The organism is Pseudomonas sp. GL_093 (assembly GCF_057837605.1).
The window spans coordinates 3,874,917-3,895,009 of the sequence record NZ_CM174448.1 but is presented as its reverse complement, the minus strand read 5'-3'; the positions used below and the strand labels follow the sequence as shown (position 1 = coordinate 3,895,009).

Annotated in this window: 19 protein-coding genes; 7 read left to right on the top strand and 12 right to left on the bottom strand. The window is 59.8% G+C overall.

Translation table 11 applies throughout. The annotated features are described in order from the left end of the window. Nucleotides 1–5: 5 nt before the first annotated feature. A complete protein-coding gene (locus tag AC3IUE_RS17780; protein ID WP_489263127.1) occupies nucleotides 6–1,127 on the bottom strand; it encodes a cytochrome P450 in 1,122 nt (373 codons plus the stop codon). 82 nt (nucleotides 1,128–1,209) lie between these two features. Here AC3IUE_RS17780 and AC3IUE_RS17775 point away from each other — a divergent pair, with 82 nt between their 5' ends. After that, nucleotides 1,210–1,974: an ArsR/SmtB family transcription factor gene (locus AC3IUE_RS17775; RefSeq protein ID WP_489263125.1), complete on the top strand. Its 765-nt coding sequence runs from the start codon at nucleotides 1,210–1,212 to the stop codon at nucleotides 1,972–1,974. Here AC3IUE_RS17775 and AC3IUE_RS17770 read toward each other — a convergent pair. Next, a complete protein-coding gene (locus AC3IUE_RS17770; RefSeq protein ID WP_489263124.1) occupies nucleotides 1,971–2,579 on the bottom strand; it encodes a LysE family translocator in 609 nt (202 codons plus the stop codon). The genes AC3IUE_RS17775 and AC3IUE_RS17770 overlap by 4 nt on opposite strands. 105 nt (nucleotides 2,580–2,684) lie before the next feature. On the opposite strand from AC3IUE_RS17770, the gene AC3IUE_RS17765 reads away from it, so the two are divergent. Further along, nucleotides 2,685–3,602, top strand: coding sequence for a LysR substrate-binding domain-containing protein (locus AC3IUE_RS17765; RefSeq protein WP_489263123.1), 918 nt, complete (start codon nucleotides 2,685–2,687; stop codon nucleotides 3,600–3,602). Here AC3IUE_RS17765 and AC3IUE_RS17760 read toward each other — a convergent pair. The 7 genes from AC3IUE_RS17760 to AC3IUE_RS17730 all read right to left on the bottom strand — a co-directional run bounded on the left by AC3IUE_RS17760 (nucleotide 3,587) and on the right by AC3IUE_RS17730 (nucleotide 10,550). After that, nucleotides 3,587–4,114, bottom strand: coding sequence for a serine acetyltransferase (locus tag AC3IUE_RS17760; RefSeq protein ID WP_489263122.1), 528 nt, complete (start codon nucleotides 4,112–4,114; stop codon nucleotides 3,587–3,589). The two genes, AC3IUE_RS17765 and AC3IUE_RS17760, sit on opposite strands and share 16 nt — an antisense overlap. 162 nt (nucleotides 4,115–4,276) lie before the next feature. Then, entirely contained in the window at nucleotides 4,277–5,296 is a 1,020-nt protein-coding gene (locus tag AC3IUE_RS17755) for a branched-chain amino acid aminotransferase (RefSeq protein WP_046048924.1), read from the bottom strand. A gap of 76 nt (nucleotides 5,297–5,372) precedes the next feature. Further along, the gene (locus AC3IUE_RS17750) at nucleotides 5,373–5,507 is read right to left on the bottom strand and encodes a hypothetical protein (RefSeq protein WP_489263121.1); all 135 of its coding nucleotides are present in this window, start codon (nucleotides 5,505–5,507) and stop codon (nucleotides 5,373–5,375) included. Nucleotides 5,508–5,596: 89 nt separating this feature from the next. Then, a complete protein-coding gene (gene lpdA, locus AC3IUE_RS17745; protein ID WP_489263120.1) occupies nucleotides 5,597–6,979 on the bottom strand; it encodes a dihydrolipoyl dehydrogenase in 1,383 nt (460 codons plus the stop codon). Nucleotides 6,980–6,982: 3 nt separating this feature from the next. Further along, on the bottom strand, nucleotides 6,983–8,254 hold the full coding sequence (locus AC3IUE_RS17740; protein ID WP_489263119.1) for a dihydrolipoamide acetyltransferase family protein: 1,272 nt from the start codon (nucleotides 8,252–8,254) through the stop codon (nucleotides 6,983–6,985). Next, nucleotides 8,255–9,313, bottom strand: a complete 1,059-nt coding sequence (locus AC3IUE_RS17735; RefSeq protein ID WP_033054499.1) for an alpha-ketoacid dehydrogenase subunit beta — start codon at nucleotides 9,311–9,313, stop codon at nucleotides 8,255–8,257. A gap of 1 nt (nucleotide 9,314) precedes the next feature. Continuing rightward, nucleotides 9,315–10,550 carry a 3-methyl-2-oxobutanoate dehydrogenase (2-methylpropanoyl-transferring) subunit alpha gene (locus AC3IUE_RS17730; protein ID WP_046048921.1) on the bottom strand — a complete coding sequence of 412 codons (1,236 nt, stop codon included), beginning with the start codon at nucleotides 10,548–10,550 and terminating at the stop codon, nucleotides 9,315–9,317. A gap of 185 nt (nucleotides 10,551–10,735) precedes the next feature. Between AC3IUE_RS17730 and bkdR the strand changes: the two genes are divergently transcribed. After that, complete coding sequence (bkdR, locus tag AC3IUE_RS17725; protein ID WP_033054503.1) at nucleotides 10,736–11,224, top strand: Bkd operon transcriptional regulator BkdR; 489 nt, start codon at nucleotides 10,736–10,738, stop codon at nucleotides 11,222–11,224. A 154-nt stretch (nucleotides 11,225–11,378) separates the two neighbouring features. Here the strand turns inward: bkdR and AC3IUE_RS17720 are convergent, their stop codons facing one another. Next, nucleotides 11,379–12,242, bottom strand: coding sequence for an MBL fold metallo-hydrolase (locus AC3IUE_RS17720; protein WP_489263118.1), 864 nt, complete (start codon nucleotides 12,240–12,242; stop codon nucleotides 11,379–11,381). Between the two features lie 160 nt (nucleotides 12,243–12,402). Here AC3IUE_RS17720 and AC3IUE_RS17715 point away from each other — a divergent pair, with 160 nt between their 5' ends. The 4 genes from AC3IUE_RS17715 to nahK all read left to right on the top strand — a co-directional run bounded on the left by AC3IUE_RS17715 (nucleotide 12,403) and on the right by nahK (nucleotide 18,488). Continuing rightward, the gene (locus AC3IUE_RS17715; protein WP_489263117.1) at nucleotides 12,403–13,209 is read left to right on the top strand and encodes a sulfite exporter TauE/SafE family protein; all 807 of its coding nucleotides are present in this window, start codon (nucleotides 12,403–12,405) and stop codon (nucleotides 13,207–13,209) included. Between the two features lie 209 nt (nucleotides 13,210–13,418). Further along, entirely contained in the window at nucleotides 13,419–14,603 is a 1,185-nt protein-coding gene (locus tag AC3IUE_RS17710; RefSeq protein WP_056741718.1) for a porin, read from the top strand. Nucleotides 14,604–14,758: 155 nt separating this feature from the next. Continuing rightward, on the top strand, nucleotides 14,759–15,925 hold the full coding sequence (gene nosP, locus AC3IUE_RS17705) for a nitric oxide-sensing protein NosP (protein WP_461998662.1): 1,167 nt from the start codon (nucleotides 14,759–14,761) through the stop codon (nucleotides 15,923–15,925). Beyond that, entirely contained in the window at nucleotides 15,894–18,488 is a 2,595-nt protein-coding gene (gene nahK, locus AC3IUE_RS17700) for a hybrid sensor histidine kinase/response regulator NahK/ErcS' (protein WP_489268875.1), read from the top strand. Before nosP ends, nahK begins: the two co-directional genes overlap by 32 nt. Nucleotides 18,489–18,601: 113 nt before the next feature. On the opposite strand, the gene AC3IUE_RS17695 is transcribed toward nahK, so the two are convergent. Beyond that, nucleotides 18,602–19,264, bottom strand: coding sequence for a response regulator transcription factor (locus AC3IUE_RS17695; protein WP_008149733.1), 663 nt, complete (start codon nucleotides 19,262–19,264; stop codon nucleotides 18,602–18,604). A gap of 56 nt (nucleotides 19,265–19,320) precedes the next feature. Beyond that, nucleotides 19,321–19,878 (bottom strand): PQQ-dependent catabolism-associated CXXCW motif protein, encoded by a 558-nt coding sequence (locus tag AC3IUE_RS17690; protein ID WP_056741721.1) that lies wholly within the window; start codon nucleotides 19,876–19,878, stop codon nucleotides 19,321–19,323. Nucleotides 19,879–20,093: the final 215 nt, after the last annotated feature.

Here is a 20,093-nt window from a genome sequence, read left to right as displayed (position 1 = left end):
CCTCCTCAGGGGCAGTCGCTGAAGAGCGGAATGCGGCCGTTGAGGGAAGGGCGGTAATGCCAGGCCAATCGGTCCAGTGAGGGTTTCATTGCCAGAATCTGACGCAGTGTTGCACTGGCGATCCCCAGCGCCAATCTCTGCCCCGGACATTGATGCCGCCCCGCACCAAAGGTGAAGCTGCGCCGCTCTGGACGATCCAGAAGAAAGACGTCGGGATGGTCATTGAACTGTGGATCACGATTAGCCGAGGCCAGCAGCACCAGAATCACGTCGCCGGGGTTCAGGCTTACCCCGTCGATTTCACAAGGTGCAGCGACAAACCGGCGGGTGTTCTGCACCGATGGATCGAAGCGCTGAACTTCAGCGATCAAGTCGTCAACGGGTGTCGATTCGCTGTGCAGCGACGGGGTTCGAATCAACGCCAACAGCGCATTGCCGATCAGCCCGGCGGTGGCTTCATAGGTCTGGGAGAACAACCCGATCAGGTTGGCGATCAACGTTTCAGAGTCGCCAGAGGTTGCCGCGAAGCGCTGGCGGATCCCAGCGAGCAGGGCGCTCTGATTGTTCGGGTCATCCAGCAACTCAACGAAATAGCCGCTCAAGTGTTCCGCCGCAACGTGCGCTGCATCCCGTTGCGCCTGATCGCCAAGGGGCGACAGGCACGCGACGAAGTCCCCGGTCAGCTCGCTGATAGTCCGGCCCTGAGCCGGAGAGAACCCCAACAATGCAGCCACCACACACACCGGCCCGCGGAACATCGCCTTGTACAGCCCGTCGGCGCCCGGAGTGATCAGGCGAGCGCCGACCAGCGCATTGACTTCATCGACATCGATCAACGCCAACCCTGGCTGAATTGCCGACCTTGGGCAACGCTGCCGTTCGCCCTCATTCATCCGCATCAACTGACCAAAGACTTTGCCGGCCATCCCGCCAACAATCGCCTTGGGCACCGGCTCGTTTGACGGTCGGACATGGCAGTCAGGGTGCGCCAGCACGGCCGCAACGGCTCGGGCGCTACTCGCCACCCACACGTTCAGTCCTTGGTGAAAAACCAGCCCGCCCTCCGCGCGCAGTTGTGCGTAATAGGGATAAGGATCGGCATGAGTCGCAGCGATGATCGGGTCCATGGGTCGCAGCCTTGTTCGTGGTTGGAAAAGTGTTGCTACTATCTCCAGTCCGAAAGGGCCTTGATTCGTCCGGGAGCGAAATATGAACGTAGAACAGCACGACATCGGCGTCTCTCAGGTGGCCGCCGCGATCGCGGAACCGGCCCGGACGAAAATCCTCTGTTCGCTGATGGACGGCCACGCCCGCACCAGCACCGAGCTGGCGGCGATTGCCGAGGTCAGCGCCTCCACCGCCAGCGCGCACCTGGCCAAACTCAAGGATTTGGCGCTGGTGCGGCTGCACGTGCAGGGCCGACATCGCTATTACAGCCTGACGGACAAGCGCGTCGCCCAAGCACTGGAAGCGCTGATGGTGATCGGCCAGAACGCCGCGCCGACCTTCAATTCGCGCACTCCGGATCGCCTGCAATTTGCCCGCACTTGCTACGACCACATGGCCGGCACGTTGGCGGTGCTGCTGCATGACCGGATGATCGAAGCGGGGTGGCTGCTGGAAACCGATGAAACGGTCTATCAGCTGAGCGACAGCGGTGAGGCGTTGTTTGAAGGGTTGGGTATCAAGGTCAAGGACTTGAGCACGCTGCGTCGCCGCTTCGCCTGCCCATGCCTGGACTGGAGCATGCGCCGTCCGCATCTGGGCGGCTCGTTGGGGGCGGCGTTGTTGCAAACGGCGATCAAGCGCAAATGGGTAACTCAGGACCTGGACAGCCGCGCGCTGGCGTTGACGGCGACGGGGCGAAAGGAACTCAGCAGCCGGTTTGCCGTTGAACTGCCGGTTCAGGTAACGACAGCACAACCCGCTTCCACCGAGACCAGACGCCGAGCGATCGCCAGTTCTGCGCCTTAGCGACTGGCCGAGGCCATCAGCACGCCGAAACCGGCGAAGGTCACGCCAGAGACTTTCGCCGCCAGCCAGGACCCCTTCGGGCTGGATAACCAGCCTTTGGCAGCATTGGCGAGCAAGGCATAGCTGCCATGCACCAGGATCACCAGTAAGCCGTAGGAGGCGACCAGCTTGAAAAACTGGCTGGAGAAGTGCGCCGAGGTGTCGATGAATTGCGGGAACACCGCCAGAAAGAAAAACACTGCCTTGGGGTTCAAAAACTGGATCGAAGCCGCTTCAAGGAAACGGTAGCCCGGGCTTGATGGGCGCGTTTCAAGCAGCGTGTTGAAACCAGCCGAGCGCCAGCTTTTGTAACCCAGGTACAACAAATAGGCGGCCCCTGCGTATTTCAATGCGGTAAAGGCGTTCGCGGAGGTGCTGAGGATCAGGCCGACACTGGTGGCGCTGATGGCGGCGACGATAAACGCACCCGATGCGATCCCCAGAATGCCCGGCACGGCCCCGGTCCAGCCGTGGCGCACCGCGTTGGACAGGGTCAGGACCACGCCAGGCCCTGGACTCAAAATGGTCAGGGTGGCAAACAGTAGAAAAAGTCCGTAGCTGTTCATGTCTTGCTCCGTCAGGTGGCGCTGGCTGCGTGCGGGCAGATTGGCGTGGCGACGTGGGCGTGACAAACGCTTTAATTGCGGCGCATATGTGACTAAATTAGACACATGATGAATCCACTACCGCCGCTTAATGCTGTTCGCGCCTTCGCCGTTGCTGCTCGCCATCAGAGTTTCAGCCTGGCGGCCGAAGAGCTGCATGTCAGTCACAGTGCCGTCAGTCGGCACATCAAATTGCTTGAGGAGCACCTGGGTGTGCTGCTGTTCGAGCGGCGTATCCGTCAATCGGTGCTGACGCCGGCCGGTCAGCGCTTTTATGAGCAGGTCAGTGCGGGGCTGGCGCAGATCGCCAACGCCGCGGCTGAACTCAAGCAGCACGCCTCGCTGCCGACCGTGAAGATCAATGTTCGTCCATCCTTTGCGATGCTTTGGCTAGCGCCCAGGCTGGTGGATTTCATTGCGCAGCACCCGGACATCAAGCCGCAGGTGATCACCCAAACCCAGGCTCCCGATCATGCGCGCGACGGGTTCGACATTGTCATTCGCCGTGGTCGTGACGATTGGGCCCCGGCGATTGAGGCGCGAGCACTTTTCGAAGACGAACTGTTGCTGGTCGCGGCACCCTCGCTGATCCACCGCGAGGCCCTTGAAGACCTCGCGTCCCTGAGCCGACACACGTTACTGACCGCCAAGGCGCGTCGCGAAGATTGGCACAACTGGGCCCTGCATTTTGGTCAAGGCAAGTCAGCCACTCAGGTCACCCGGCAGTTTGACAACATGCACCTCGTGCTTGAGGCTGCCGTGGATGGACAGGGCATTGCCTTGTGCCCGACCTCTTTGCTGGCCACCCATCTTTCGAGCGGTCGCCTGATTTGCCCGTTGCCCGAGTTGCGGATGCCATTGCCGCGTTATTACTACGGTGTCGCGCCGGACGTGACGGTGCAGACACGGGTGTTTGTGGAGTGGCTGTTTGCTCAGATAGACCGGGATACCCTCCAGGGACCTCACGATTATCGGGCGTTATAAAAAGTAGCGCCTGCAGGAATGTTTTTATTGACGAAGGACATGGCCCCGATAGTAACGTCATCACCAATTGAGAGAGTGTCCGCGATGATGCAACTATTTGCCCCAACACTTACGTTATCGCCGATCTTGAGGTCATATTCAGCTAACCCCATGGTTTTTATGCCAATGGTGGTATTTTGACGGATAAAGAAATTTCGGCCGATCTGAACATGGCCAGTGATGACGATCCCAGGCAAATGGCCGATACGAAAGCCGGGGCCTATTTTGGCATCAATACTTATGTCAACCCCGTACTTTAGATTGTTCTTTCTTTCCAGTCGTTTCGCATAAACTCGGAACAAACCATTTCGAGCATTTAAATACTGCGCAAGTCTAAATATAAACAAGTACCTGAGCGTGTTGCTCTTTCTGGTTCGTTTAAGAATGTTGGTGATCAGGCCGATGCGACTCCCCGGTTTTTTCTTGTTTGAAACTTCCGATTTCCAATGCATCGTCAAAGTTTCTAAATTCACGGCGCAGTCCCTAGCCTTCGGCTCTGAAAAATGGGTTAGTTTAACAAGTGAGCTATGGAATGGGTACGGACCCCTAATAGCCATTCTTTGTGCAATAAAAAACCCACCCATCGCCAAAGCGATGGGTGGGCTATGTGCCGCTTGGAGTCAGGCCCCGTCAAATCAAACCTTGACGATCCAGCCCGCTGGCGCTTCGATGTCGCCGGTCTGTACGCCCGTCAGCTCTTTGTAGAGCTTCTGGGTGACCGGGCCGACGTCGGTTTCGCTGTGGAACACGTGCAGTTTGTCGTTGTAGCTGATGCCGCCGATCGGGGTGATCACCGCAGCAGTACCGCAAGCGCCGGCTTCCTTGAAGTCGGACAGCTTGTCGATGAACACGTCGCCTTCGACCACTTCCAGACCCAAACGCGATTTTGCCAGCTCGATCAACGACAGACGGGTGATGCCCGGCAGGACCGACGGCGAGTTCGGGGTCACGAACTTGTTGTCGTGGGTGATCCCGAAGAAGTTGGCCGAGCCGACTTCTTCGATTTTCGTGTGGGTCATCGGGTCCAGGTAGATGCAGTCGGCGAAGTGGGCTTTCTTGGCCTGGGAACCTGGCATCAGGCTGGCCGCGTAGTTACCACCGACCTTGGCTGCACCGGTGCCTTGTGGGGCGGCGCGGTCATAGCTGGAGATCAGGAAGTTGTGCGGGGTCAGGCCGCCCTTGAAGTAGGCACCGACCGGGATGGCGAAGATCGAGAAGATGAACTCGGGGGCGGTACGCACACCGATGTTGTCACCCACGCCGATCACGAACGGACGCAGGTACAGCGCGCCGCCGGTGCCGTAAGGCGGGATGAAACGCTCGTTGGCGCGGACCACTTCCTTGCACGCTTCGACGAACTGCTCGGTGGACACATGAGGCATCAGCAGGCGCGCGCAGCTGCGTTGCATGCGTGCGGCGTTCTGATCCGGGCGGAACAGATTGATCGAACCGTCCTTGCAACGATAGGCCTTCAGCCCTTCGAAGCATTGCTGGCCATAGTGAAGGGCAGTAGAGCCTTCGCTGATGTGCAGCACATTGTCTTCGGTCAGGGTGCCTTTGTCCCACTCGCCATTACGCCAGTGCGACAGATAGCGCTTGTCTGTCTTGATGTAGTCAAAACCCAACTTGTCCCAATTGATGCTTTCGTTACCCATGACACCCTCTATCACTTAACAACCGCCGAAACGGTTCAAGGCTTCTGACGTTTTTCTGGATGGGGACAACAATACTTCATTCCGGGCCCAATTCGCAGCCCGCAATTCGATCTCTGCGACCATCGATGCACCCGATGTAGCAGCTGTCGAGCAACGCGAGGCAGCGTTCGGCGACGAAGTCGTCGCAAAACCGGCCATCGCGTTCTTTCATGTAGACCGCGTGGGGCGAATTACGACGACTTCGTCGCCGAACGCTGCCTCGCGGTGCTCGACAGCTGCTACAGGGTTTTGTGTGCGTCTTTACAGGTGCAACGCGTGGCCAAGGGCACGCAACGCCGCTTCCTGCACAGCCTCGCCCAACGTCGGATGCGCGTGGATGGTGCCGGCGATGTCTTCCAGTCGGGCGCCCATTTCCAGGCTCTGACCGAACGCCGTCGACAATTCAGACACGCCCACACCGACCGCCTGCCAGCCGACAATCAGATGATTGTCACGCCGCGCCACGACCCGTACGAAGCCGCTTTTCGATTCCAGAGTCATCGCCCGGCCATTGGCCGCAAACGGGAAGCTGGAAACGATGCAGTCCAGACCCGCCGCCTTGACGTCGTCCGGGGTCTTGCCGACCACCACCAGTTCCGGGTCGGTAAAGCACACGGCGGCGATGGCAGTCGGGTTGAACTCGCGGGATTTACCGCTGATCAGTTCGGCAACCATCTCGCCCTGAGCCATGGCCCGATGCGCGAGCATCGGTTCGCCGCTCACGTCGCCAATGGCATACACGTTGCGCATGCTGGTCTGGCAGCGGTTGTCGATCTTGATCGCCGAGCCGTTCATGTCCAGGTTCAAACCTTCGAGGTTCCAGCCTTGAGTGTTCGGTTTGCGGCCAACGGCCACCAGCACCTGATCGGTTTCCAGGTTCAGGGTGTCGCCATTCGGGTCAAGAACTTGCAGTGTATTGCTAACAGAATCAAAGCCTTGGACGCTGTGCTTCAAGTAAAGCTTTATGCCGAGCTTTTTCAGTTCGTCATGCACAGGCTGCGTCAGTTCGGCGTCGTAGGCCGGCAGGATACGATCCTGAGCCTCGACCACGCTGACCTCGGCGCCGAGTTTGCGATAGGCAATCCCCAGCTCCAGACCGATGTAACCGCCACCGACCACGATCAGCCGTTTCGGCACGGACGTCGGCGCCAGGGCTTCGGTGGAGGAAATGATCGGCCCGCCAATCGGCAGCATCGGCAGGTTCACGCTTTTCGAACCGGTGGCCAGCACCAGGTGCTCGCACTGAATGCGCGTGTCGCCGACTTCTACGGTTTTACCATCGATAACTTTCGCAAAACCTTGAATAACCTGGATTTTGTTCTTTTTCAGCAGCGCTGAAACGCCAGTGGTCAGGCGATCGACGATGCCGTCCTTCCACTCGACACTTTTGCTGATATCGAGCGTCGGCGCCGACACGCTGATACCCAGCGCCGAGTGCTGGCTGTGATGTTGGGTCTGGTGAAACTGTTCCGCGACGTGGATCAGCGCTTTCGACGGAATGCAGCCGATGTTCAGGCAGGTGCCGCCCAACGATTCGCCTTCAACCAGAATGGTCGAGATGCCCAGCTGACCGGCACGAATCGCCGTCACATATCCGCCAGGGCCGCCGCCGATGATCAGCAGTGTGGTGTTCAGAGTTTGCATGCCTTACTCCACAAACAGGGTGGCGGGTTGTTCGAGCAAGCCACGAATGGCCTGGATGAATTGCGCCGCGTCCATGCCATCGACCACGCGGTGATCGAAGGAGCTGGAGAGGTTCATCATCTTGCGAATCACGATCTGGCCTTTGACGACCATCGGGCGTTCGACGATTTTGTTGACGCCGACGATCGCTACTTCCGGCAGGTTCAGCACCGGGGTGCTGACGATACCGCCCAAGGCGCCGAGGCTGGTCAGGGTAATGGTCGAGCCGGACAGTTCATCGCGGCTGGCTTTGCCATTACGGGCAGCGGTAGCGAGGCGAGAAATTTCCTGAGCGCTGTCCCACAAGCTGCGGGTTTCGGCGTGACGGACCACCGGCACCATCAAACCGATATCGGCTTGCGTGGCGACGCCGACATGCACCGCGCCGAGGCGGGTGATGACCTGGGCTTCGTCGTCGTAACGGGCGTTGATCTGCGGGAAGTCGCGCAGGGCGACGACCAATGCGCGGACCAGGAACGGCAGCAAGGTCAGCTTGCCGCGGGTCGCGCCGTGTTTTTCGTTCAGGTGCGCGCGCAGTTCTTCCACGGCGGTGACGTCGATTTCTTCGACGTAACTGAAGTGAGCGGCGCGCTGAGTAGCGTCCTGCATGCGCTGGGCAATCTTGCGGCGCATGCCGATGACCGGGATTTGTTCTTCGTCGTTACGCTGAGCGTAAGCGGCGGCAGCGCTGGATTGCGGCTGTTGACCCTGGGCCAGATAGGCGTCGAGGTCTTCGTGCAGCACCCGACCGGCAGGGCCGGTGCCACGCACCAGACGCAACTGGATACCGAGGTCCAGCGCATGTTTGCGTACAGCCGGGGAGGCCAGCGGACGCTCATCAGCTTCGCGAGCGACCATTGGGCCTTGGCATACGGCAGCTCGCGGCGCTGCAGCAGCGACCGGTTTGCTTTCAACAGCGGCGGCAACTTTTGGTGCCGCAACCGGCGCTTCTTTAACAGGTGCAGGCTGAGCCGACTCTTTAACGTTGCCCGCGCCTTCGACTTCAATGCTGATCAGGATGCTGCCAACTGCCATGACTTCGCCGGGCACACCGCCCAGCGCAATCACTTTGCCGTTCACCGGCGACGGGATGTCGACCATCGCCTTGTCGGTCATGACATCGGCGAGTACCTGATCTTCGACGACCATGTCGCCGACTTTGACGTGCCAAACCGACAATTCAACTTCTGCAATGCCTTCGCCAATGTCCGGCATTTTAATAACGTGCGTGCCCATTCAGACCTCCATAACCCGATGCAAAGCCGCGCCCACTCGGGACGGACCAGGGAAATACGCCCACTCTTGTGCGTGCGGGTAGGGAGTGTCCCAACCGGTGACGCGCTCGATAGGCGCTTCCAGGTAGTGGAAGCAGTGCTCTTGCACCAGGGCGACCAGTTCGGCGCCGAAACCGCAGGTGCGGGTCGCTTCGTGAACGATCACGCAGCGGCCGGTTTTCTTCACCGACTTGACGATGGTGTCCAGGTCCAGTGGCCACAGGCTACGCAGGTCGATGACTTCAGCATCGATACCGGTTTCTTCAGCCGCCACTTGCGACACGTAAACGGTGGTGCCGTAAGTCAGGATGGTCACGTCCTTGCCTGGACGGGTGATGGCGGCGACGTCCAGCGGCACGGTGTAGTAACCGTCCGGTACTTGTGCGGCCGGGTGTTTCGACCATGGGGTTACCGGACGTTCGTGGTGACCGTCGAACGGGCCGTTGTACAGGCGTTTTGGCTCGAGGAAGATCACCGGGTCATCGTTTTCGATGGAGGCGATCAACAAGCCTTTGGCGTCATAAGGGTTGGACGGCATGACCGTGCGCAAACCGCAGACCTGGGTGAACATCGCTTCGATGCTCTGGCTGTGCGTCTGGCCGCCGTAGATGCCGCCGCCGCAAGGCATGCGCAGGGTCATCGGTGCAGTGAACTCGCCGGCCGAGCGATAACGCAGGCGGGCGGCTTCGGAAATGATCTGGTCCGACGCCGGGTAGACGTAATCGGCGAACTGGATCTCGGCAACCGGCCGCAGACCATAAGCGCCCATACCGACGGCGACGCCGACGATGCCGCTTTCGGAGATCGGCGCATCGAACACCCGGGAGGTGCCGTACTTGTTCTGCAGGCCTTCGGTGCAACGGAACACGCCGCCGAAGTAGCCGACGTCCTGGCCGAACACCACGACGTTGTCGTCACGCTCAAGCATCACATCCATGGCCGAGCGCAGGGCCTGGATCATGGTCATGGTGGTCGTGGTCATGGCGGTTTCCAACTCGATTTTGTTGTTGTGATCGTTCATGTCAGATCCCCAACTCTTGACGCTGGCGCTTCAAGTGCTCCGGCATCTCTTTATAAACGTCTTCGAACATGGTCGCGGCGCTTGGAATCTGGCCGCCGGCGAGGGTGCCGTACTGTTCGGCTTCTTTTTGCGCGGCGATCACTTCGGCTTCGAGTTCGGCGCTGACGGCGACGTGTTCCTCTTCGGACCACTGACCGATTTTCACCAGGTGCTGCTTCAGGCGCGCAATCGGGTCGCCCAGCGGGAAGTAGCTCCAGTCGTCGGCAGGACGGTATTTGGACGGGTCATCGGAAGTCGAGTGCGGGCCGGCGCGGTAGGTGACCCATTCGATCATGGTCGGGCCGAGGTTGCGGCGGGCGCGTTCAGCAGCCCAGGCAGAGGCGGCGTAGACCGCGACAAAATCGTTGCCATCGACCCGCAGGGAGGCAATGCCGCAACCGACGCCACGACCGGCGAACGTGGTGGCTTCACCACCGGCAATCGCCTGGAAGGTGGAGATCGCCCACTGGTTGTTGACCACGTTGAGGATCACTGGCGCACGGTAAACGTGAGCGAAGGTGAGGGCGGTGTGGAAGTCGGATTCAGCGGTAGCGCCGTCGCCGATCCAGGCCGAGGCGATTTTGGTATCGCCCTTGATCGCCGAGGCCATGCCCCAGCCCACGCCTTGTACAAATTGGGTGGCGAGGTTGCCGGAAATGGTGAAGAAACCGAAGTCTTTGACCGAATACATGATCGGCAGCTGACGTCCCTTGAGCGGATCACGCTCGTTGGACAGCAGTTGGCAGATCAGGTCCACCAGCGGCACGTCTCGCGCCATCAGAATGCTTTGCTGGCGGTACGTCGGGAAGCACATGTCATCGACGTTCAGCGCCAAGGCCTGGCCGCTGCCGATGGCTTCTTCGCCAAGGCTCTGCATGTAGAACGACATTTTTTTCTGGCGCTGAGCGACGACCATGCGGTTGTCATAGATCCGCGTCTTGAGCATGGCACGCATGCCTTTACGCAGGATCTCGGCCGGTACGCCTTCAGCCCATGGACCGAGGGCATTGCCCTCGTCATCGAGCACGCGAATCAGGCCCTTGGCCAGATCAGCGGTGTCGGCCGGTTCAACGTCGATTGGGGGTTTGCGCACCGTGCCGGCGTCGGTCAGACGCAGGTAGGAGAAGTCGGTTTTGCAGCCAGGACGGCCCGATGGTTCGGGAACGTGCAGTTGCAGCGGTTCGTACGCTTGGTTCATGGCTTCTACGCTCGATCTTGTGAATTTCTTGTAGTGAGCTGACCGTCATTCTTCGATGAAAGAAATCTTGTCCTACAACAATCATAGGCCGGGCCAAGAAGAATATTTCTCTCTGTTTCGTTGCGTTGGCGATCATTTGAGGATAAAAAATCTGCATAAACATAAAAAACAGGTGGTTTTGTCTCATGCGTAAACTGGACCGTACCGATATCGGCATTTTGAACAGCCTTCAGGAGAACGCGCGCATCACCAACGCCGACCTCGCACGCTCGGTTAACCTGTCGCCAACCCCGTGCTTCAACCGGGTCAAGGCGATGGAAGAATTGGGCCTGATTCGTGAGCAAGTGACGCTGCTGGATGCCGAGCTGCTGGGGCTGCACGTGAATGTGTTCATTCACGTCAGCCTGGAAAAACAGGTGGAGGAGGCGTTGCAGCATTTCGAGGAGGCGATCTCGGATCGCCCGGAAGTGATGGAGTGCTATTTGATGGCCGGCGACCCGGACTATTTGATTCGCGTACTGGTGCCTACTATTCAGTCGCTGGAGCGTTTCATGATGGACTTCCTCACCAAAGTCCCCGGCGTTGCCAACATCCGTTCGAGCTTTGCACTCAAGCAGGTGCGCTATAAAACCGCGCTGCCGTTGCCGGCCAATGGCTTGACCCTCAACAACTAAACGCAAATCCCCTGTAGCAGCTGTCGAGCACCGCGAGGCTGCGTCTGCGGTCTGTCAGAAAGAACGCGATTACAGGTTCTACGACTGCTTCGTCCGAATGCGGCCCAAACCGAACGCAGCCTCGCGGTGCTCGACAGCTGCTACGAGGGGAAACTCAGAGTCTGTTGATCGGGATTTTGAGGTAGGTCACGCCGTTGCCCTCGGCCGGCGGTAAATTCCCCGCCCGCACATTCACCTGAATCGCCGGCAGCAACAGCGTCGGCATGCCCAACCCCGCATCGCGCCCGGTGCGCATGGCGACGAACGCGGCTTCGTCGATACTGTCATGAATGTGAATGTTGCTTTTACGCTGCTCGCCCACCGTGCTCATGCACTGAGGTTCACGGCCCGCAGGCGGGTAATCGTGACAGACATAAAGTCGAACGCCGGCAGGGAAGGCCAGCAGTTTGCGAATCGAGGCAAACATCTGGTTGGCGTTGCCGCCGGGAAAGTCGCAGCGCGCGGTGCCCACATCCGGCATGAACAGCGTATCGCCCACTAGAATCACATCGCTGTCGATCAGATAAGCCATGTCCGCTGGCGTGTGGCCAGGAACATGCAGCGCCGTGGCCTTGAGGTTGCCGATCCTGAACGATTCATCCGGCGCGAACAGATGATCAAACTGCGAACCATCGATACAGAATTCCGGTTCAAGATTGAACAGGGTCTTGAACACGCCCTGAACCTTGCTGATGGATTCGCCGATAGCAATCTTGCCCCCCAGTTCCCGACGCAAATACGGTGCGGCGGACAGGTGATCGGCATGGGCATGGGTCTCCAGCAGCCATTGCACCTGCAGCTGATGTTGGCGAACGAAAGCGATGATCTTGTCGGCCTGGACGGTGGCGGTTCGCCCGGCGGCGGGGTCGTAGTCGAGCACCGGGTCGACGATGGCGCAGTGCCCGCCATCGTGCTCGTAGATCACGTAGCTGTAGGTCGATGAGGCAGGGTCTAAAAAAGCTTCAATCAAGGCGGACATGGTGGCCGTTTCTTTCTGGTTAAGCCTTGAGGGTAGTTTCATTTTCCCTGCGCTGACCAGCCCGCATCAATTCAATTAATGAAAAAAACTGTGCGGGCTCTATCCTGTCAGTCATCGATACCGGGCGCTCCCGGCTTTTTTTGCAGATCACGAGTGTTTTATGTTGCTGGCAAGTTTCTTTGGCGTGGTGATGGGGTTGGTACTGGGTTTGACCGGCGCCGGTGGCGGCATTCTTGCGGTGCCGGCCTTGGTGCTGGGGCTGGGTTTGACCATGACCCAGGCTGCACCGGTCGCACTTTTTGCGGTGGGCAGTGCGGCGGCTGTCGGCGCCATTGACGGGTTGCGCCATGGCCTGGTGCGCTACCGCGCAGCCTTGCTGATCGCCCTGTTGGGGGCGGTTTTTTCGCCGGTCGGCATCTACTTCGCCCATCAGTTGCCGGAAAAAATCCTGATGATCCTGTTCAGCCTGCTAATGGTCATGGTGGCCTGGCGGATGCTGCGTCGTGAGCGCCAGGACGAAGGTCCAAGCGACCACGGCCACGCCAACTGGGGCCAGAAGAACTGCATGCTCGATCAGCAGACCGGACGCTTTTCCTGGACCGCCAAGTGCACCGCGACCCTCGCGGCACTGGGCGCGGTGACCGGTGTCGTTTCCGGGTTGCTCGGGGTGGGCGGCGGCTTCCTGATCGTCCCGGCGTTCAAGCAGCTGACCGATGTGCAGATGCGCGGAATCGTCGCCACTTCCTTGATGGTCATCAGCCTGATTTCCGCCATCGGCGTGATCGGCGCGTTTCAGGCCGGGGTGCGAATCGACGGTTTGGGCGTGGCGTTTATCGTCGCGAGCATCGTCGGCATGATCATTGGTCGAAGACTTTGCGCGCGAGTACCGGCCCGGGGATTGCAGATCGGCTTCGCCAGCATCTGTGTCGTGGTCGCCGCTTACATGCTGTTTAGAGCGGGCGTCTAGCAAGTACCGGTTCCTGTGGATGCCAGTCCGTTCCACAGGCGTACACCCTAAGTTCCGGGCCTCGTCGACGGACGGTCTTACACCGAACTTGCCGCGCATCACCTGCCACTCCAAAGCACTTCAAAACCGCCTCCAAGGCAGCGTATGACGCCGCCGGTCAGCTTTCGATAATCGCCTCCGACATCCAGTCCCCCGCTGCGGAGCGCGTCATGCACAACAATAAGAACATCAAGCATCGTTTCTTGCCTGCCTTCATCGCCAGCCTGTCGACCCTCGGATTGAGCTCGATGGCCCAAGCCGAGATCGTGCTGTACGACAAGGACCAGACCACGTTTTCCACCGACGGCTACATCAACGCCTTCTATGTGAACAGCAAAGTGGACCGTGCCGGCGACCAGTTCGACCGGCGGCAGGCGCGTGTGAAGATGGGTTTTCTGCCCAACTATCTGGGCTTCAACATGAGCAAGCAGATCGACGACCTCAAGCTTGGCGCACGGTCTTCCTTCTGGGTGACCATCAACGACAGCGAAACCAACGGCACCGACACCGCTATCGATGTGCGGCAGTTCTACGGCACCGTGGCCAACCCGGAGTGGGGCGAAGTGCTGATCGGCAAGGACTTCGGCCTGTTCGCCCGTTCCAACATCCTGCTGGATGAAATGCTCGCCGGTTACGGTCAGGTCAGCGATTCCCTGGGCCTGGTGGACGGTGGCGGGGTGTCGTTCGGCAACATCGGCACGGGTTATCCGTACCCGTTCCCGACGTCGCAGATTACCTACCGCACGCCGGTGATGGAGGGTTTGCGGGTGGCCGTGGGGATCATGGACCCGGTGGACACCAACGACAGCAGCCCGACAGGCAAGGCTTACCAAGAAAACCCGCGTACCGAAAGCGAGATCACCTATCAGTTCGACCTCGCCGGGGCGAAGATCTACAGCTGGGTCAACGGCAGCTACCAGACGTCGGACAACACCGATTCCACCGTCCAGTCCGTCACCTCCAAAGGCGTCGGCTATGGCGTGCAGGCGAAAATGGGCGGCTTGTCCCTCACCGGTTCCGGCTTCCAGGCCAAGGGCATCAACCCGTTCTTCACCAACAACGCCGGCGAACCGACCCTGCGTAACGTCGACAGCGACGGTTACCTGTTGCAGGGCTCCTACAAACTGGGCAAGAACCGGTTGGCCTTGTCTTACGGCAAGACCAACGACGACGGCAATGGCGTGGTCGGCAGCGGCGCGGACTACGAAACGCGCGGCATCGCGCTGTTCCATGACGTCAACGACAACCTCAAGCTGGTGGCCGAGTACAACCAGTTCGCAATCAACGGCCACGACACCAATGCCCAAGACGAAGACACCGACACCTTTGCGGTGGGGGCGGTGCTGACCTGGTAAGCCTTTGGTGGCGACCTTCGCTGCGCGCATCGCGGCGAGGGTCGACACCGTTCTCATCCCATCGAAGCGGCTACCCGCTACCCAAGTAGCATACGTAGCAGCTCACAGGCTTCGTACACTCGAGCCTCATACATGCGCACCTGCGGGAGGCGACGATGCAGCAGGTCCAGAGTGATGAAGGTGTGGTCAGTGCAATGTCCCAGGCCACCGATGCCCAACAGGTGGCCCAGGAGCTGGCACGACAACTGTTGCACCCGCACTTGGGCTTCGTGCTGTTTTTCTGTTCCGCCGAGTACGACTTGCAGGCGCTAGGCCAGGCCTTGCAACAAAGCTTCGGCGGCATTCGCCTGGTGGGTTGCACCAGCGCCGGGGAAATCACGCCCTTGGGCTACGGCCGCAATTGCGTGACCGCGGTGGGCTTCGACCATCGCCATTTTTCCATCGACGCCGAACTGATCTCCGAGATGGAGCGCTTCAGCCTGATCGACGCCCAGCAAATGGTCGAGCGACTGGTCGGTGGCTGTCGCAGCAACACCCTCGCGCCGATCAAGGGCAACAGCTTTGCGTTGACCTTGCTCGATGGCTTGTCCAGTCGTGAAGAAATGGTCCTTGCCGCCCTGAGTGCGGCGTTGGGCGACATTCCACATTTCGGCGGTTCGGCCGGCGATGACAATTACCTGACCCACACCCACGTCTATTTTAATGGCGAGTTTCACAGCGGCGCGGCGGTGGTGGTGCTGGTCAATACCTGGTTGGATTTCGAGGTGTTCACCACTCACCACATCTTGCCGAGGGCGGAAAAACTGGTGGTCACCGGGGCCGACAGCGCCTCGCGCCGGGTCTTTGAACTGAATGCCGAGCCGGCCGCCGAGGAGTACGCCCGGCACATCGGCGTGCCAGTGGCGGAGCTCGATCATCGGATCTTCGCCGCGCACCCCTTGGCCGTGCGGATCAACGATCAGTATTACGTGCGGGCGATCCAGCAGGTTCACCCGGACCTGAGCCTGAGTTTCTACTGTGCGGTGGAAAACGGCATCGTTCTCACGGTCATGACGCCAGGCCCGATGCTGCCGAACCTGCAAACCCTGTTCGAAGGGTTGCAGGAGCGTCTCGGCGACCTGTTGCTGACCATCGGCTGCGACTGCTTTCTCAGGCGTCTGGAACTCGAAGACGGCGGCAGTCTGGAGCAGATCGGAACGTTTTTGCGTGACCAGCGGGTGATGGGTTTTAACACCTACGGAGAACAGTTCAATGGCATGCACATCAACCAGACCTTCACCGGGGTTGCCATTGCCCGAGGCCGGTCCCCTGGACACCGTTGAGCTCCAGGCGCAGATCGCCAGCCTGCAGCGCGACAACCACAAACTGCAGCGCATCAATGGCGCGCTGATCGAGCGGATCGAGTCTGGCATCACCCGCGGCAATGACCCCTACGCGGCGTTCCAGCATTCGGTGGTGCTGGCCGAGCAGGTGCGTGAACGCACCGACGCATTGAATCAGGCCATGGCCGAACTCAAGTCGGGCAATCACTTGCTCAGCGAGGCACGGCTGCGGGCGGAAACCGCGCATCAGCATTTGATCGATGCGATCGAGAGCATTTCCGACGCGTTTGTGCTGTTCGATGCGGACCAGCGGATCGTCTTGTTCAATAGCCGCTTCAAGGCGTTCTGGGGCAACAGCCGGGTGCGGATCAACGCCGGCATGCGCCTGGCCGAGGTCAAGCGGTTGATGTCCGCCACCGGGCTGTTCACTGAAGAACCGCGTGGGCATGCCGACGAAAATCTGCTCTATCGTCTGCAGGACGGTCGCTGGTTGCAAGTCAGCGAACGACCTACCCAAGAAGGCGGGCGGGTGATCCTGTTCACCGACATTACCGACGTCAAACTCAGCGAAACCGTGCGCCGCGAGCAGGCGGTGGCGCAAAAATCCCATTTGTTGCAACGGGCGGTCGACAACCTCTCCCAAGGCGTGGCCATGGTCAACGCCGAGGGCATTCTGGAGTTGTGGAACCGGCGTTTCCTCGAACTCAGCGGCCTGGCCCCGGTGGCGGCTCATCGTCCGTTTGCCGAAGTGATCGGCGACAGCGAGTTGAACCTGCTGACCCCGGCCAGTCGGGATTTAAACGGGCGGCACGTGCAGGAATGCGAGCAGCGTCTCTACGATGGCCGAGTGCTGGAAATCCGCACCCATCCGTTGCCCACCGGCGGTTTCGTCAACACCTTCACCGACATCACCGAACGCTACCAGCACGCCGAAGCGCTGAGCGAAAGCGAGCGCTGGATTCGCCTGATCACCGACCATGTGCCGGCACTGATTGCCTACCTGAATGCCGATCTGGTCTACGAGTTCACCAACAAGGTGTATGAAGAATGGTACTGCTGGCCTCGGGGCGTGATGCTTGGGCAGAGCCTGCGCGAAGTCCACAGCGAGCAGCATTACCAGCGCCTGGAAGCCTACGTGGCCCGGGCCCTGGCCGGTGAGAGCGTGACGTTCGAGTTCGCCGAAACCAACATCAACAATCAGGAGCGCTACATGCTGCGCTCCTACGTACCCAATCGCCTCGCCACCGGGGAAGTGGTGGGGATTTTTGTGTTGATCCGCGACATCACCGAACGCCGTCGCACCGCTGAAGCGCTGCACCAGGCCTATCAGAATCTTGAGTTGCGGGTGCGCGAACGCACGGCGGAACTGACCACGCTCAATGACCAGTTGCTGCGCGAGATCGACGAGCGTCGGCGGGCGGAATCTCGCCTGCGTGAAGCCAAACTCGAAGCCGAACAGGCCAACCTGTCGAAGACCAAGTTTCTCGCCGCCGTCAGTCACGACCTGCTGCAACCGCTGAACGCCGCGCGGCTGTTTACCAGCGCGTTGCTCGAACGGCGGGAGCCGGTGGCCAATGCCATTTTGGTGCGCAACGTCAGCAACTCGCTGGAGGATGTGGAGAACCTGCTGGGTACGCTGGTGGACATTTCCAAACTGGATGCCGGGGTGATCAACGCCGACATTGCGCCGTTCGCCCTGAGCGAATTGCTGGAGAACCTTGCGGCCGAGTACACCCAAGTGGCTCGCAGTGAAGGCCTGGAACTGCATTTCATCCCGTGTTCGGCACTGGTGCGCAGCGACATTCAGTTGCTGGCGCGGATTCTTCGAAATCTGTTGAGCAACGCCATTCGCTACACCTACAGCGGTCGTGTGGTGCTCGGTTGCCGGCGTCATCACCAGCGCCTGTCGATTGAGGTCTGGGACAGCGGCATGGGCATTGCCGAAAACCGCCTCGAGGAGATTTTTCAGGAGTTCAAACGCGGTGATGTGCAGCGTCCTGATCAGGATCGCGGTTTGGGCTTGGGGCTGGCGATCGTGGAAAAGATCGCCGGGATTCTCGGTCACCGCATTCATGTGCGTTCGTGGCCGGGAAAGGGTTCGATGTTCTCGGTCGAAGTACCGCTCAGCGCCACGGCACCCAAGGCGCTACCGAGTCTGCTGATGAGTGAACCGATGCTTGAACGCCTGCGTGGGGCGCGGGTGTGGGTGCTGGACAACGACGCGGCCATTTGCGCCGGCATGCGCACGTTGCTCGAAGGGTGGGGGTGCCTGGTGGTCACGGCGCTGTCCGAGGAGGACCTGGCGCGGCAAGTGGACAACTATCACGAAGAAGCTGACTTGTTGATCGCCGACTATCACCTGAATGACGATCAGAACGGCGTCGATGCCGTGGCCCGGATCAACGCCCGTCGCGGCTCGGCGATTCCGGCGATGATGATTACTGCTAATTACAGCAACGAGCTGAAGCAGCAGATCCGCGAACTGGGCCACACCCTGATGCACAAACCGGTGCGGCCGATGAAGCTCAAGACGGCGATGAGTCATTTGCTCGGCAGGCCCTGAATCTTCTGGTGTGTTCACTGGCCCCATCGCGAGCAAGCTCGCTCCCACAATTGACCGAGTTCACTCAGATCCAATGTGGGAGCGAGCCTGCTCGCGAAAGGGGCGACTCGGTCTCAACGCCGTAAGTAAGACCCGAAATCTATGTCGCCGGCACTCAAAATCGCCTGCACCCGGTTGTGCACATTGAGTTTGCGCAGGATTGCCGAGACATGCGCCTTAACCGTGGTTTCAGCGATTTCCAGGGTGTAGGCGATCTGTTTGTTCGACTCGCCCTTGGTCATGCGTTCGAGCACCAGCAACTGCTTGCGGGTCAAGGCCTGGAGCAGTTCCGGCGGGAAGCTCGGGGCATCGTTCATGCGCCTTGTACCGCATTTTTGCGTGCGGATGATGTCTGGCGGCAAGTAGACATTGCCATTGAGGATTTGCTGGATGGCTTCGGTCATCTGCACCCGTGGCGAGGATTTGGTGATGAAACCCACCGCGCCGTAAGTGATGGCTTGCAGCACGACTTGTTTGTCCTGTTCGGCCGAGACGATCACCACCGGAATGGTCGGCGCCTCGTTGCGCAGGTTGATCAGGCCATTGAGGCCGTGCATGCCGGGCATGTTCAGGTCGAGCAGGATCAGGTCCAGGTCGTCGTGTTCCTGCGTCAGCACCAGGGCGCTGTCCAGGTCGGCGGTTTCCATCACCTCGCTGCCCGGAAAACCATCGCTGATGACGTTATGAATGGCTTCGCGAAACAGCGGGTGATCGTCGGCAATCAGAATTTTGTACATAGCCTTTCACCTCATTATTTTGATTAGGGTGTGGCAACAACTCGCACGCGTAAAGGTCAGGGGAAGGGCTCGGGCTGGGCCGGCGATACGGGCAGGTTGGCGGCCTGCCAGGCGTCCAGGCCGTCGCGATACCAATACAGAGTCTTATAGCCTATGGCGGCGGCGCGCTTCACGGCGTTCCAGCTCAGCCAGCAATCGGAGCGGCAGTAGAAGACCAGCGGTTGCGTGAGATCGCCTGCGGTCAATGTGTTCAGCTTACGCGCAAAATAGTCCTGCCAGTCGGGCGTCAGGTCACCGTCGCCGGTATTGGCCAGCCAATGGCTGCCGGGCAGGTTTTCGTGGGGCTGGTCCTCGATGAAACGTCCTTGCAACCACTGGCGGCGGTAGACGTCGATCAGCACTGGACGCGGCGTCTGGGTCAGCAGGGTTTGCAGGGCGGCGGTATCGATGATGCCGGCGCCCTGGACTTGATTCGGGGTCGGGCTGCGGTACAGACCGATGCGATAGCCGTCAGCGGAGAACAGCGGTGTTTCGGCCTGCGCGACGCCCAGCAACAGGCTCAGCGAAAGCGCGGCGAGAGAAGGGCGTAGCAGACGACGTCGGGCACGCGGCATGGGGGTTCAATCCTTATAGTTATGAACCTATTACATGCCAGTCTCGGTGCGATTGGAATGCGACGATAGACAGGAAAACCAGTACTAAAGTAGTAATTTCACCCTGTTCAATGGAGATCAACTGTGGGAGCGGGCTTGCTCGCGAAGGCGGCTTCGCATTCAACATTTACGTTGGCTGATACACCGCCTTCGCGAGCAAGCCCGCTCCCACAGGG